The sequence below is a fragment of the Pseudomonas sp. H3_E07 genome (genome assembly GCF_054668895.1).
In genome coordinates this window covers 5,620,198-5,633,643 of sequence record NZ_CP162795.1, presented here as the reverse complement: position 1 = coordinate 5,633,643, position 13,446 = coordinate 5,620,198, and the positions used below count along the sequence as shown (strand labels likewise).

General features: G+C 62.0%; 13 protein-coding genes. 4 read left to right on the top strand and 9 right to left on the bottom strand.

The genetic code is table 11. The features are described from left to right. Window positions 1-122 precede the first annotated feature (122 nt). Both AB4O08_RS26065 and yghX read left to right on the top strand, forming a co-directional pair. Window positions 123-617 (top strand): PaaI family thioesterase, encoded by a 495-nt coding sequence (locus tag AB4O08_RS26065; protein WP_305468960.1) that lies wholly within the window; start codon window positions 123-125, stop codon window positions 615-617. 43 nt (window positions 618-660) lie between these two features. After that, window positions 661-1,548 carry a YghX family hydrolase gene (gene yghX, locus AB4O08_RS26060; protein WP_010210102.1) on the top strand — a complete coding sequence of 296 codons (888 nt, stop codon included), beginning with the start codon at window positions 661-663 and terminating at the stop codon, window positions 1,546-1,548. Here the strand turns inward: yghX and AB4O08_RS26055 are convergent. Next, complete coding sequence (locus AB4O08_RS26055) at window positions 1,545-2,420, bottom strand: LysR family transcriptional regulator (protein WP_460114507.1); 876 nt, start codon at window positions 2,418-2,420, stop codon at window positions 1,545-1,547. The genes yghX and AB4O08_RS26055 overlap by 4 nt on opposite strands. A gap of 128 nt (window positions 2,421-2,548) precedes the next feature. On the opposite strand from AB4O08_RS26055, the gene ampC reads away from it, so the two are divergent. Next, window positions 2,549-3,703, top strand: coding sequence for a class C beta-lactamase (ampC, locus tag AB4O08_RS26050; protein WP_460114506.1), 1,155 nt, complete (start codon window positions 2,549-2,551; stop codon window positions 3,701-3,703). Window positions 3,704-3,835: 132 nt separating this feature from the next. Here the strand turns inward: ampC and dctM are convergent, their stop codons facing one another. The 8 genes from dctM to AB4O08_RS26010 form a co-directional block, all read right to left on the bottom strand. Continuing rightward, entirely contained in the window at window positions 3,836-5,116 is a 1,281-nt protein-coding gene (dctM, locus tag AB4O08_RS26045) for a C4-dicarboxylate TRAP transporter large permease protein DctM (RefSeq protein WP_460114505.1), read from the bottom strand. Then, window positions 5,116-5,748 (bottom strand): TRAP transporter small permease, encoded by a 633-nt coding sequence (locus AB4O08_RS26040; protein WP_021491541.1) that lies wholly within the window; start codon window positions 5,746-5,748, stop codon window positions 5,116-5,118. Before AB4O08_RS26040 ends, dctM begins: the two co-directional genes overlap by 1 nt. A 149-nt stretch (window positions 5,749-5,897) precedes the next feature. Next, window positions 5,898-6,881 carry a TRAP transporter substrate-binding protein gene (locus AB4O08_RS26035; protein WP_010210096.1) on the bottom strand — a complete coding sequence of 328 codons (984 nt, stop codon included), beginning with the start codon at window positions 6,879-6,881 and terminating at the stop codon, window positions 5,898-5,900. Window positions 6,882-6,983: 102 nt separating this feature from the next. Beyond that, window positions 6,984-7,799, bottom strand: coding sequence for an HpcH/HpaI aldolase/citrate lyase family protein (locus AB4O08_RS26030; protein WP_042572257.1), 816 nt, complete (start codon window positions 7,797-7,799; stop codon window positions 6,984-6,986). Between the two features lie 18 nt (window positions 7,800-7,817). Further along, window positions 7,818-9,011, bottom strand: a complete 1,194-nt coding sequence (locus AB4O08_RS26025) for a CaiB/BaiF CoA transferase family protein (RefSeq protein ID WP_010210090.1) — start codon at window positions 9,009-9,011, stop codon at window positions 7,818-7,820. 9 nt (window positions 9,012-9,020) lie between these two features. Further along, window positions 9,021-10,370 (bottom strand): MmgE/PrpD family protein, encoded by a 1,350-nt coding sequence (locus tag AB4O08_RS26020; protein ID WP_021491544.1) that lies wholly within the window; start codon window positions 10,368-10,370, stop codon window positions 9,021-9,023. A gap of 11 nt (window positions 10,371-10,381) precedes the next feature. Continuing rightward, window positions 10,382-11,545 (bottom strand): acyl-CoA dehydrogenase family protein, encoded by a 1,164-nt coding sequence (locus AB4O08_RS26015; RefSeq protein WP_021491545.1) that lies wholly within the window; start codon window positions 11,543-11,545, stop codon window positions 10,382-10,384. A gap of 28 nt (window positions 11,546-11,573) precedes the next feature. Further along, entirely contained in the window at window positions 11,574-12,392 is an 819-nt protein-coding gene (locus AB4O08_RS26010) for an HTD2 family dehydratase (protein WP_460114504.1), read from the bottom strand. Between the two features lie 131 nt (window positions 12,393-12,523). Here AB4O08_RS26010 and AB4O08_RS26005 point away from each other — a divergent pair, with 131 nt between their 5' ends. Then, the gene (locus tag AB4O08_RS26005) at window positions 12,524-13,414 is read left to right on the top strand and encodes a LysR family transcriptional regulator (protein ID WP_010210085.1); all 891 of its coding nucleotides are present in this window, start codon (window positions 12,524-12,526) and stop codon (window positions 13,412-13,414) included. Window positions 13,415-13,446: the final 32 nt, after the last annotated feature.

Here is a 13,446-nt window from a genome sequence, read left to right as displayed (position 1 = left end):
TGCAACGCTCCGCAGAGGAAGGGACACCGGTACTGAGCTGACACGCCCTACCAGGGATTTATTCCATTCAGGCGTTTGTCCTGCTAAACAGAGTAGTCGGCCCACACTAATAAGGACGCTGCATGCACGCCCCTTCACTCCAGGATATCACCGCGCCGGAAGGCATCTGCTACGGCTGCGGCGGCAGTAACCCCCATGGCCTGCACATCAAGAGCCGCTGGGACGCGGACGGAATACACCTGGTCGCCGAACACCTGCCCGAGGCCCGCTACAGCGGCTGGCCGGACCTGGTCTACGGCGGCCTGATCGCCATGCTGGTGGACTGCCACTCCAACTGGACTGCGATGGCCTACCACTACCGCGCCGAAGGGCGCGAACCCGGCAGCCTGCCGCGCATCGACTGCGTCACCGGCAACCTGGGGATCAAGTTCATCAAGCCAACGCCCATGGGGGTCACCCTGACCCTGCGCGCGCGGGCCGACGGTGAGGTCGGACGCAAGACCCGCGTGATCTGTGAGGTGTACGCCGGCGACGTGCTGACCGCCCTCGGCGATTCAATCTTCGTGCGTGTCGACACCGGTCAATTGGCCGCTACCGCCCATGGTCGCGAGGACTGATCCTGGGCTACATTGACCGCCACCGCTAATCGAGGATGCACCGATGACTCGTCTCACCGCGAAAGACTTTGCCCCCGAACTGCTGGAGCTTTATGACGGCTACGCCCACGGCAAGATCAATCGCCGCGAATTTCTCGACCGCGCCGCGCTGTTCACCTTTGGCGGCCTGACCGCCTCGGCTCTGCTCGCGGCCCTGAGCCCCAACTATGCGCTGGCCGAGCAAGTGAAATTCACCGACCCGGACATCGTCGCCGACTACATCACCTACCCCTCGCCCAAAGGCAACGGCAGCGTGCGCGGCTACCTCGTGCGCCCGGCCAAAGCCATGGGCAAGCTGCCGGCGGTGGTGGTGGTCCACGAAAACCGCGGCCTCAACCCTTACATCGAAGACGTCGCCCGGCGCCTGGCTAAAGCCGGCTTCATCGCCCTGGCCCCGGATGGCTTGACCTCGGTCGGCGGCTACCCCGGCAACGACGAAAAAGGCGTGGCCCTGCAACAGACCGTCGACCCGACCAAGCTGATGAACGACTTCTTCGCCGCCATCGAATGGCTGATGCACCACGACAGCAGCACTGGCAAGGTCGGGATTACCGGCTTCTGTTATGGCGGTGGCGTGACCAACGCAGCGGCCGTGGCCTACCCGGAATTGGGCGCGGCGGTGTCGTTTTATGGACGCCAGCCGGAAGCCAAGGACGTGCCACGGATCAAGGCGCCGATCATGCTGCATTACGGTGAGCTGGATACGCGGATCAACGAAGGTTGGCCAGCCTATGAACAGGCGCTCAAGGCGGCCGGTACGCCCTATGAGGCGTATATCTACAAGGGCGCCAACCACGGCTTCCATAATGATTCGACGCCACGCTACGACGAGGCGGCGGCGAAGCTGGCGTGGGAAAGAACACTCGGTTGGTTCAATAAATACCTGGTCTAAGCGTTTACGCTTTCACGCATCCACCCCTTGAACGCCAGCATCGCTGGCGTTTCAGTCCGCGACTGCAAACGCGTCAACCAATAGCTGCCAGTGCTGATGCCGACGTCGAACGGCTGGCGAATCACATCGTTCTCCAGTTGCCGCGAAAACATCATCGCCGGCGCCAGTGCCACACCGATGCCTTGCAAGGCGGCTTCCATCATCGCCAGTGAAGAATCAAAGATGATGCTGCGCGGCACCAGGGTATCGGCGGGCAAACCGGCGGCCTGGAACCACAGGCTCCATTCATCGGCGCGGTAGGAGCGCAGCAAGGTGTGTTTCAACACGTCTTCGGGTGCATGCAGTTGCTCGGCCAATTGCGGCACGCAGAGTACGGTGAGGGGCGCTTCCAGCAGCTCGCAGGCTTCGGTGCCGTGCCACGCCCCCGCGCCGAAGCGGATCGCGTAATCCAGGCCTTCGGCAGCCACGTCAACACGGTTGTTGTGGGTGGACAGGCGCAGGTCGATAAAAGGGTAACGCGTCTGGAACGCGGGCAGCCGTGGCAGCAACCAACCCACGGCAAAGGTGCCGACCGCGCCGACCGTGAGCACCTCGCGGTAATGTCCGCCTTCAAATTGGCTCAGGGTCTGGGCGATGCGGTCAAACGAGTCTCGCACCACCGGCAATAGGGTTTCGCCTTCACTGGTGAGCATCAGGCCACGGGGCAAGCGCTTGAACAAAGTAACATTCAGTTGCGCTTCCAGGCTTTTGACTTGATGGCTGACCGCCGCCTGGGTCACACATAATTCAATCGCGGCGCGGGTAAAACTCAAATGCCGGGCCGAGGCTTCGAAGGCACGCAAGGCATTGAGGGGAAGATGGGAGCGCAACATGTGTGACCCTAATTATTCTAATGGCAGGTGCGAGATATGATCGTTTGCCCAAAGCCTGCGAACTGCCTACATTGGCCACGCCTGCGCAGGCTCCTCAATCAAACGACCACTCTCATGGAAGCGATATCATGCCTCAACTCCCCCTGTCAGGCGTGCGTAATTTAGGCGCCGCGGCGTTGTTTCTCGCCGCCGGCCACTGCCTGGCCGCCGACGACCTGCGCGCCGTGGTGGACGCCAGCATCAAGCCGCTGATGCAGCAACAGTCTATTCCCGGCCTTGTCGTCGGTATCGTGAAGGATGGCAAGACGCAATACTTTAACTACGGCGTCGCCAGCAAAGACGCGAGACAGCCCGTCAGTGAAAACACCCTGTTTGAAATCGGCTCGGTGAGCAAAACCTTCACCGCCACCCTCGCCGGCTATGCCGTGGCAAGCGGCAAACTGACCCTCAGCGATCCGGCCAGCCAGTACCTTCCGGCGTTGCGCAACAGCAAGTTCGACCACATCAGCGTGCTGAACCTGGGCACCTACACGCCTGGCGGCCTGCCCCTGCAATTCCCCCGCGAGGCAGACAACAACCAGCACATGATCAGCTACTTCCAGCAATGGAAACCCGACTTTGCCCCTGGCACCCAGCGCCTGTACTCCAACCCGAGCCTGGGCCTGTTCGGCTACCTGGCAGCGCAAAGTCTGAAGCAGCCCTTTGATCAGGTGATGGAGAAAACCCTGCTGCCAAAACTGGGCCTCAAGCACACCTTCGTCAACGTGCCTGATAGCCAGATGAACCTGTACGCCCAGGGCTATGGCAAGGATGGAAAACCCGTGCGCGTCGGCCCCGGCGCCATGGACAGCGAAGCCTATGGCATCAAAACCAGCGCCGCCGATCTGCTGCATTACGTGAGTGTGAACATAAACCCCGCGAGCCTGGAAAAACCCTTGCAGCAAGCGATCGCCACCACTCACACGGGTTATTACAACGTAAACGGCATGACCCAGGGCCTGGGTTGGGAAATGTATCCCTACCCGATCAAGCTGGACGCCTTGTTGGACGGCAATTCGACAAAAATGGCCATGGAGCCGAATCCGGTCAATTGGCTGACCCCACCGCAGGCGCCTCACGCCGACACACTGCTGAACAAAACCGGCTCCACCAGTGGGTTTGGCACGTACGTGGCCTATGTGCCGAGCAAGGCCATGGGCGTGGTGATCCTGGCGAACAAGAACTACCCGATTGCCGAGCGGGTGAAGGTGGCTCATGCGATCTTGAGTGCGATGGACCACTAAGCACTGGCACACATCAAATGTGGGAAACGGGCTTGCCCGCGATGAGGGCGTGTCAGCCGGTAAATTGGGCAAATGACACACAGCTATCGCGGGCAAGCCCGGCTCTCACAGGGTGCTGCAGGGTTCCGGAATCTACATACCGAGCCAGTGCGGCAGCGCCAGCGAAATGACCGGCAAGTACGTGACCATGATCAGGAACACCAACAGAATCATCAGCCACGGCAACGCCGCGCGGATGGTCTGCCCCAGCGTCAATCCGGTCACCGCCGACGTCACGAACAGGTTCAGCCCCACCGGTGGATGCACCAGCCCGATTTCCATGTTGACCACCATCACGATCCCCAGGTGAATCGGGTCAATCCCCAGTTTCATGGCAATCGGGAAGAAGATCGGCGCCAGGATCAGCACGATGGCGGACGGTTCCATAAAGCTGCCGGCAATCAACAACACCACGTTGACCATGATCAAAAAGCCAATCGGCGTCAGGCCTTCGGAGAGCACCCACGCGGTGATTTCCTGGGGGATCTGCTCGGTGGTCAGCACATGGGCAAACAGCATGGCGTTGGCGATGATGAACATCAGCATGATCGCCAGGCGCCCGGACTCCAGCAGCACCTTGGGACAGTCGCGCAGCTGCATGTCCTTGTAGATGAACAGCGCGACAAACGCCGAGTAGACCGCCGCCACCGCCGCCGCTTCGGTCGGGGTAAACATCCCGCTGTAGATGCCGCCGAGGATAATCACCAGCAGCAACAGGCCCCAGAATGCCCGGCGTGCAGAGGTCAGCCATTCACGAAAGGTCGCCCGTGGCTGCGCCGGCAGCTTCTTGATGCGCGCGACGATGTAGATCGCGATCATCAGCATCAGGCCCAGCAGCAACCCGGGAATCACCCCTGCCATGAACAGCTTGCCGACCGAGGTTTCAGTCGCCGCCGAATACACCACCATCACGATCGACGGTGGAATCAGGATGCCCAAGGTGCCCGCGTTGCAGATGATGCCCGCGCCGAACGCCTTCGGGTAACCGGAACGGACCATGCCCGCGACGGCGATCGAGCCCACCGCCGCCACCGTCGCCGGGGACGAACCTGACAATGCCGCAAACAGCATGCACGCCAGCACCGCCGCAATGGCCAGACCACCTCGGATATGGCCGACACAGGCGTTGGCAAAATCAATCAAACGCTGCGCTACGCCGCCGGTGGTCATGAACGCACCGGACAGCAGGAAGAACGGAATCGCCAGGAAGGTATAGGCGTCGGAGGTTTCGAACAGCTTGATCGCCAGGGAACTCACCGAATCCTGGCTGAACATCAGGATCGACACTGCGCCGGACAGTCCCAGGGAAATCGCAATCGGCACGCCGAGAAACATGAACACGAATAACAGCAGAAACAGACAGAGCACGGCCATCAGTGACGCTCCTCATGGCTGCCGGCCAACTTGCTGGCCTCACCGGCCTCGTCGGCCAGCCCCAACCCGACCTGACGGTGGGTAAAGATGCGGTAGAAAATTTCCAGGTAGCGGATGAACACCATGGCGAATCCGATGGGCACGATCACCACGATGTCACCGACGTCGATACCGTACTGGTCGAGGTCTTCAGCACCGATATGCGCGCCCATCACCGCACTCACCCACTTGTAGCTGGCGATCATGAACAACCCGGCGTAGGCCAGGCAGCACAGGCAGGCGAGCATGCCGAGCACGCGTTGCACCGGGCGCTTGGTCAGCTTGACCAGCGCATCCACGCCAAGGTGACCGGCGGTGCGTACGCCATAGGAAATACCGAAGAAAATCAGCCAGCCGAACATGGCCTTGGTCAGCGCCACGCTCCAGGTCATGTCTTGGGCCCAGGTCATGGTGTGGTCGCCCAGGGCGCCGAAGAAGTCACTGCTCCACGCCCATTTGTCGGCCAGGGCAAAGAACAGCGTGTAGATGTTGTTGAGCATGACGTAGACGAATGTCACCAGGGTCATGGCGGCCAGCAGGAAGGCAATAAAGCCCTCCTCCAGGTGCTCCCAGACGCGCCTTAGCGTTTGCATGGCAAAACCTCGCGAAGCGGGAATAGGTATCGGGTTGGAAATCGGATCAAACGGTGGGAACTGGCTTGCCTGCGACAGCAGTGGATCAATCGCCCGTTGTATCAACAGACAGACCGCAATCGCAGGCCCGCGCCCCCACTGAATCTGCGCTACTGGTTGGACGCGTCCGCCGCCTTGATCAGATCAGCCCCAATTTCCCCTTCGAACTTCTGCCACACCGGGCGCATGGCTTCGCGCCATAGCTGGCGTTGCTCCGGGGTCAGTTCGATGATTTCGCTGGTCTTGGCATCGATGATCTTCTGCTTGGCCGACTGGTTCAGCGCTTCAGCCTGCTTGTTCACCTCGACGGTGACCTCGACCATGATCTGCTCCAGAGTGCTGCGGATATCCGGTGGCAAGCCGTTCCAGAACGTGGCGTTGGTGATCACCATGTAGTCGATCAGACCATGGTTGGACTCGGTGAAGTATTTCTGCACCTCGTTGACCTTCTGGCTTTCATAGTTCGACCAAGTGTTCTCGGTGCCATTCACTGTGCCGGTCTGCAGGCCTTGATAGACCTCGGCAAAGCTCATCTTGCGCGGGTTGGCGCGGATGGCCTTGAACTGTTCTTCAAGCACGCTGGAGGCCTGTACGCGGAACTTCAGGCCTCGGGCGTCCTTGGGTTCATGCAGCGCCTTGTTCGACGAGAGCTGCTTGAGGCCGTTGTGCCAATAGGCCAGGCCGAGGATGTTCTTGTCCTGCATCGCTGTCAGCAGTGCCTTGCCCTGGGCCGCCTGGAAACGGTCGACAGCGGCCAGGTCGTTGAACAGGAATGGCAGGTCGTAGATCTGCACTTGCTGGGTGTATTGCTCGAACTTGGCCAGGGACGGTGCCAGCATCTGCACATCGCCCAACAACAGCGCTTCCATTTCCTTGCCATCGCCGAACAACGACGAGTTCGGGTACACCTCGACCTTTACCCTGCCGGGCAGGCGCTCTTGCGCGAGCTTCTTGAACAGCAGCGCGCCCTGCCCCTTGGGGGTGTTTTCGGCGACCACGTGGGCGAACTTGATGACAATCGGGTCCGCCGCCTGGGCCAGGCCCGCGGCGAACAAGGTGGCGGCGCACAGCAGCGCCCGAGAAAGCTTGAGCATGGGAAATCACCTTCTTATTGTTGTGTTGTAGGGCAAGGTGCCTGATGTCACGCGTGTAGTGAATTTCGATTTTTTGATACCTGCGTTCGGCCTGGACGAACGCTAAAGCAGAGCCGCCAACAGCCGTTGCGCCCGCAACAACACCGGCGCATCCACCATCTGCCCATCGATCTGATAGGCGCCTGCCCCATGGGCTCCGGCATCCACCACACGCCGGGCCCAGGCCAAATCTTCGGCGCTTGGCGCCAATGCCTGGTGAATCACCGCCACCTGTTTGGGATGGATACACAGTGCGCCGGCAAACCCCATCTCATAAGCATGCCGGATCGAGCGGCGCAGGCCTTCAGGATCGTCGATGGCCGGGTGCACGCCATCCAGCGGTGCAACCAGGCCCGCAGCGCGGGAATGCACAATCAGCACCAGCCGCGCCTGGTCCAGGGCGAACTGGGCGGCAGGCGAATTACTGCTCAGGTTCAGGTCCAGCGCCAGATCCAGCCCGCCGAATGACAGGCGTTCCACCTGCGGTGCATGGGCGATCTCGGCCACTGCCAACAAACCACGCGCACTCTCGATGATCGGCCAAATGACTTTGCCGGTTGCCGCCACTACGGCGACCTGGGATGCGCTCTCGACCTTTGGCAACAGGACGCCCGCCACAGTCGGATGAGCCTTGCAGAAAGCCACATCCTCAAAATGCTCGGCATGTTCCGGCGCGTTGATACGCACCCACACCTGAGCGGCGGGGTTGGCCGTCAGAAACGCCCCCAGGTTATCCCGCGCCTGACGCTTGAGCGGCTCTTCCACCGCATCCTCAAAATCCACGATCACTGCGTCGGCACCGCTGGCCAAGGCTTTGGAGAATCGCTCCGGTCGGCTACCGGGCACAAACAACGCCGAACGTACCAGTGGCTTGGGCATCTGTTGAATTCCTTATGGTTAGATAACGCCGCGCGCGCGCAGGCCGTCGATGGCATCTGTCGAGTAACCGAGCCCGTCGAGAATGCCCTGGCTGTGCTGGCCCAAGCCTGGAACACCGTCCATGCGCGGAGTGAAGGCGGCATTGCGGGCCGGCGGTAGCAGCGCCGGCAACGGACCGGCCGGGCTGTCGACTGCTCGCCAACTGTCACGCGCCTTGAGTTGCGGGTGATCCCACACGCCTTGCATATCGTTGACGCGGGCGCTGGCGATCTGCGCGCTTTCCAGGCGCTGGATCACCGCCTCGGCATCCAACTGCGCGAAGCTATCGACAATGATCTGACGCAGCACTTCGCGGTTCGCCGAGCGCTTGAAGTTGGCGGAGAAACGCTCGTCGGTCGCCAATGCCGGGGTGAGCAGCACCTTGTCGCAGAACGCCGCCCATTCGCGCTCATTTTGCAGGCCGAGCATCACGGTCCCGCCGTCACCGGTGGGAAACGGTCCGTAGGGATAGATCGTCGAATGCGCCGCCCCGGCACGCGGGGGTTGGGGTGCGCCGTCGAACGCGTAGTACATCGGGTAGCCCATCCATTCCACCAGGCTTTCCAGCATGCTGACGTCGATGCGGCTACCCTTCCCCGTCTTGCCGCGCAGCAGCAGCGCCGAGAGGATGCCGCTGTAGGCATACATGCCTGCCGAGATGTCGGCGATGGAACAACCGGCCTTGGCCATCTGGTCTTCGCCGGGGCCGCCGGTGACGGAAAGAAAGCCGCCCTCGCTCTGGATCAGCAGGTCGTAGGCCTTCTTCTTTTCGTACGGGCCGCCTTCGCCGTAGCCGGAAATATCGCAGACGATCAGGCGCGGGAAGCGCTCGTGCAGCGCCTCGAACGACAGGCCCATGCGCGCGGCTGCGCCCGGTGCCAGGTTCTGCACCAGTACATCGGCGTCGGCCAGCAGTGTGTCGAGAATCGTACCGGCCTCCTCCTGCTTGAGGTCCAGGGTCAGGCTTTCCTTGGAACGGTTGGTCCACACGAAATGCGAGGCCAGGCCACGCACACGTTCATCGTAGCCACGGGCAAAGTCGCCGGCGCCGGGGCGCTCGACCTTGATCACGCGCGCGCCCAGGTCAGCCAATTGACGGGTGCAGAATGGCGCGGCAATCGCGTGTTCCAGGCTGACAACGGTGATGCCGTCCAGCGGTCTTGGGTTAGTCATGACGGTTCCTCAAAGCCAATCGGCCATGGATACGGCGTTGCGCAGGTCCCAGACTTTGTCGATCAGGGCATTGGCCTGGGCCGGTGTGCGGGCGTTGCTGAACTGGGTGAGGCGCTGGAATTTATCCGCCAGTTCCGCACGGCTCAGGGTGTTGCCCGGATCGCCCTTGGGTTCGTCGATAGCGCCGTGCAACGTGCGACCCTCCAGCGTGGTGACGGTGACACGGCCGAGCCAGCGCTGGGGGTAGGCGCCGTCGACTTCAGGGTCGAGGGTCATGCTGACTTTGTCGCGCAACGCCGCGACGGCTGGGTCAGTCAACGCCAGCTCATGGAACTCCGTAAGCCCGGCCTTGCCATGCACGGCGATCAGGCCCAGCACGGTGCCCATGGAGAACTTGGCCTGGTGCACAGAAGCAGGCACGGTCACGCGGCCCAACACATCGATGGCGCCTTGGTGCACGCGGGTTTCCACGCGGGCGATCTGTTCGGCGTGCAGACCTTCGCGCTGCATCAGGTCCAGCAGCGCATCGGCGGCAGGATGGGTATGGCGGCACGACGCATGAAACTTGAACGAGGTTTCCAGCAACGCCCAGCGGCTGCCGAGGTCGGCGGACAGTCTGGCAGGCTCGGCATCAGTGGACATGCCCGCCGCCAGCCCCTGGTCGCCCTCAAGAATATTGCGTGCACCGGTCAACCCGTCCGCCGTCAGGTACGCGGCGAGCAAGCCGTCCGCCGCCGCTTTCGCGGTGTGCAGCTGCTTGGAATCGGCGGCATCACGCAGGAACTCCCATAACCCGGCAGCCTGGGTGCCCGCGCTGCCCAACAGGTTGATGAATTGTTCTTCATTGAAATCCAGCAATTTGCCGACGGCAACGGCGGCGGCCAGCGTGCCGACGGTGGCAGTGGTGTGGAAGATGCGGTAATGGGACCGGCCCATGAATTCGCCGATGCGGATACCGGCTTCATAACCGGCCACCGACGCCAGCAGCAAGTCGCTGCCGGATTTGCCAAGGTCCTGGGCGGCCGCCAGTGCCGCCGGGAACACCACAGTCGCCGGGTGCAGGACGGAACTGTTGTGCAGGTCGTCCTGCTCCACCAGATGGGATGAAGCTGCGTTGACCAGCGCAGCGAAATACGCGCTGCTGCTGCCGCCATTGACGATCACCTGCGCCGGGCCGCTGCCGGGGCCCATCTTCTGCGCATAACGTTCGAACAACGGAATCGGGTGCGCACCCTTGCTCGCCAGCGCCGAGGCCAGCCAGTCCAGGTACAGGTCTTCGGTGCGCGCCAACACCTCTTCAGGCAGTTGCGCGGCGTTCAGTTCGGCCAGGAACCGACACAAGGCTTGGGTATGGCTCATGGTCAGGCCCCTCAGAAACTGCGTGGCAGTTCGAGCAGATGCTCGGCCACGTAGGACAGGATCAGGTTGGTGGAGATCGGTGCCACCTGGTACAGGCGCGTCTCGCGGAACTTGCGCTCCACGTCGTATTCGCAGGCAAAGCCGAAACCGCCGTGGGTCTGCAGGCAGGCGTTGGCTGCTTCCCACGACGCCTTGGCCGCCAGGTACTTGGCCATGTTCGCGCTCGCGCCAGCCTGCTTGCCGCTGTCGTATTCCTCGCAGGCACGCCAGCGCATCAGGTCCGCGGCTTCGATCTCGATATGCGCTTCGGCAATCGGAAACTGCACGCCCTGGTTTTGCCCGATGGGCCGGCCAAACACCACGCGGTCGCGGGCATAGGCGCTGGCCTTTTCGATAAACCAGCGGCCATCACCGATGCATTCAGCGGCGATCAAGGTGCGCTCGGCGTTGAGGCCGTCGAGGATGTATTTGAAGCCCTTGCCCTCTTCGCCGATCAGGCTGTCCAGGGGCAATTCCAGGTTGTCGAAAAACAGCTCGTTGGTTTCATGGTTGACCATATTGGCGATGGGCTGCACGGTCAGGCCGTTGCCGATGGCTTCGCGCAGGTCCACCAGGAAGATCGACATGCCTTCGGATTTTTTCTTCACCTCGGCCAGTGGCGTGGTGCGCGCCAGCAGGATCATCAGGTCGGAATGCTGCACCCGCGAGATCCACACCTTCTGGCCGTTGATCACGTATTTGTCGCCACGTTTGATCGCCGTGGTCTTGATCTTGGTGGTGTCGGTGCCGGTGGAGGGCTCGGTCACCCCCATGGATTGCAGGCGCAATTCGCCGCTGGCGAGCTTGGGCAGGTAGAAACGTTTCTGCGCTTCACTGCCGTGTCGCAACAGGGTGAACATGTTGTACATCTGGCCGTGCACAGTGCCGGAGTTGCCGCCGCAGCGGTTCACCTCTTCAAGGATCACGGACGCTTCAGCCAGGCCCAGGCCGGAGCCGCCGTATGCTTCAGGAATCATCGCCGACAGCCAGCCGGCGTCGGTCAGCGCCTTGACGAAGGCTTCGGGGAAGCCCTTTTCCTCGTCAATCCTGCGCCAGTACGCAGCATCGAATTCCGCGCACAAGGCGCGCACGCCTTCGCGGATCGCATTGAGTTCTTCATTGTCATTGGGGTTCATTACCGGCGCTCCGCCTGTTGTTCTTGGATTATTCGAAATGCACGCTTGCTTGCTGCGCCAGGCCCTCGACGTTGCCGGCCCACAGCTGTGCCACACCGGCTTCGATCACGCGGCCGCCCACTTCAAACGGCTGCGGCGCTATCAAAGGGCGCACGCCGCGATAGGTAAAACGACGCAAGGTTGCACCAGGGTTGGCGCGGCAGAACGCGCGCAGGCTCAGGGTGGCAATCAACGGACCATGCACCACCAGGCCTGAGTAGCCTTCGGTGCCGGTGACGTAGGGGTAGTCGTAGTGAATGCGGTGACCGTTGAAGGTCACGGCGCTGTAGCGAAACAGCAGGGTTGGCGTGGGGTCGACGGTTTCAGACCATCCGCCCTGCTCCAGCGCGTCACCACTGCCGGATTTGGGCGGCGTGGGCTCGCGATAGACGATGTCCTGTTCCTCGCGGATCGCCAGGCGGCCGTCCTGGGAATAGTCGTGGCGCACAGTGACAAACAGCAGCGAGCCGGTGCGACCGGTCTTTTCTTCCACCTGGACGATGGTCGACACGCGCGTCGCCGCCTCGCCTGCACGCAGCGCATGCAGGAACTCGATGCGCCCACCAGCCCACATGCGATGACGGTTATCGGCCGGCGGCAGAAAGCCGCCACGGGCCGGGTGGCCGTCAGTGCCCAGGGCAGTTTCGGGTAGCGGGTCCTGGAAGAAACACCACTGCCACAGCGGCGGAATGTCCGTCCCATCCTCGGGAACGGCCTCGCCGAAGGTGGCGGCGATGCGCTTGAGCAGGTTATGGCTGAGGTGGTCGTGGGCGGTTTCGCTTCGGCCGATCCAATCGGTGGCGCTCATCGGGTGCAGGTCCTCGGGCGGTGAGTGTCTGCCCCGGATCATGCAAGCCTGCAGCCGTTCTGAGAATTTGCATTTCAATAAACCGGCGTTCGGTTATGCTGAACGCCGCCGTCCTGTCCCAGGAGTCACGCATGCACTTCGATCTGGCCGACCTGCGCCTGTTCATCCATATCGCCGAATCCCCCAGCCTGACCCAAGGCGCCAAGCGCGCGTTCCTCTCGCCGGCCGCCGCCAGCGCAAGGATCAAAGCCCTCGAAGGCCAGCTCGACACCCGCCTGTTGTACCGCGACAGCCGTGGCGTGGAGATCACCCCGGCCGGTGAACGCCTGCTGCACCATGCGCGGCTGATCATGCGTCAGGTGGATTACCTCAAAAGCGAATTCACCCAGTACGGCGTGGATTCAGCCGGGCATATCCGCATCTTCGCCAACACCACCGCGGTCACCGAATTCTTGCCCGAAGTACTGGCGGGCTTCCTATCAGAACGCCCGGGCGTGACCGTCGACCTTCAGGAACGCCTGTCCCGAGACATCGTGCGCGGCGTACTCGATGGCACCAGCGACATGGGCATCATCGCCGGGCCTGTGGAAGCCTCGGGGTTGCAGGTGCTGCATTTCAGCACGGATAAACTGGTGTTGATGGTGCCGGTCGGGCACCCGTTGGCGGGGCAAGCGTCAGTGACGCTGGAACAGACCCTCGCTTACCAGCACATCGGCCTGCACGAAGGCAGCACCTTGCTGAGCTTCTTGCGCGAGCATGTCGAGCGGCTGGGCAAGCATTTGTCGCTGCGTATCCAAGTGTCGAGTTTCGAGGCGATCTGTCGAATGGTCGAAGCCGGTGTGGGCATCGGCATCATTCCAGAGTCGGCCGCCGTGCGTCACAGCCGCACCATGCAATTGATCGCAGTGCAATTGGATGAACCCTGGGCGATTCGCGAGCGCAGCATCCTGGTGCGGGAGCTGGAGGCGTTGCCCGGCACCATTCGTGCGTTGATCGCCACGTTGATGCCGCACAGCGCCTAAGCCTAACCGCAAGGGCCGTTAACAGTCTTTGA

What these genes read in the sequence shown, in the direction of transcription:
- AB4O08_RS26065 (WP_305468960.1), top strand. Translation starts at nt 123, where the DNA reads ATGCACGCCCCTTCACTCCAGGATATCACCGCGCCGGAAGGCATCTGC.
- yghX (WP_010210102.1), top strand. Translation starts at nt 661, where the DNA reads ATGACTCGTCTCACCGCGAAAGACTTTGCCCCCGAACTGCTGGAGCTT.
- AB4O08_RS26055 (WP_460114507.1), bottom strand. Translation starts at nt 2,420, where the DNA reads ATGTTGCGCTCCCATCTTCCCCTCAATGCCTTGCGTGCCTTCGAAGCC.
- ampC (WP_460114506.1), top strand. Translation starts at nt 2,549, where the DNA reads ATGCCTCAACTCCCCCTGTCAGGCGTGCGTAATTTAGGCGCCGCGGCG.
- dctM (WP_460114505.1), bottom strand. Translation starts at nt 5,116, where the DNA reads ATGGCCGTGCTCTGTCTGTTTCTGCTGTTATTCGTGTTCATGTTTCTC.
- AB4O08_RS26040 (WP_021491541.1), bottom strand. Translation starts at nt 5,748, where the DNA reads ATGCAAACGCTAAGGCGCGTCTGGGAGCACCTGGAGGAGGGCTTTATT.
- AB4O08_RS26035 (WP_010210096.1), bottom strand. Translation starts at nt 6,881, where the DNA reads ATGCTCAAGCTTTCTCGGGCGCTGCTGTGCGCCGCCACCTTGTTCGCC.
- AB4O08_RS26030 (WP_042572257.1), bottom strand. Translation starts at nt 7,799, where the DNA reads ATGCCCAAGCCACTGGTACGTTCGGCGTTGTTTGTGCCCGGTAGCCGA.
- AB4O08_RS26025 (WP_010210090.1), bottom strand. Translation starts at nt 9,011, where the DNA reads ATGACTAACCCAAGACCGCTGGACGGCATCACCGTTGTCAGCCTGGAA.
- AB4O08_RS26020 (WP_021491544.1), bottom strand. Translation starts at nt 10,370, where the DNA reads ATGAGCCATACCCAAGCCTTGTGTCGGTTCCTGGCCGAACTGAACGCC.
- AB4O08_RS26015 (WP_021491545.1), bottom strand. Translation starts at nt 11,545, where the DNA reads ATGAACCCCAATGACAATGAAGAACTCAATGCGATCCGCGAAGGCGTG.
- AB4O08_RS26010 (WP_460114504.1), bottom strand. Translation starts at nt 12,392, where the DNA reads ATGAGCGCCACCGATTGGATCGGCCGAAGCGAAACCGCCCACGACCAC.
- AB4O08_RS26005 (WP_010210085.1), top strand. Translation starts at nt 12,524, where the DNA reads ATGCACTTCGATCTGGCCGACCTGCGCCTGTTCATCCATATCGCCGAA.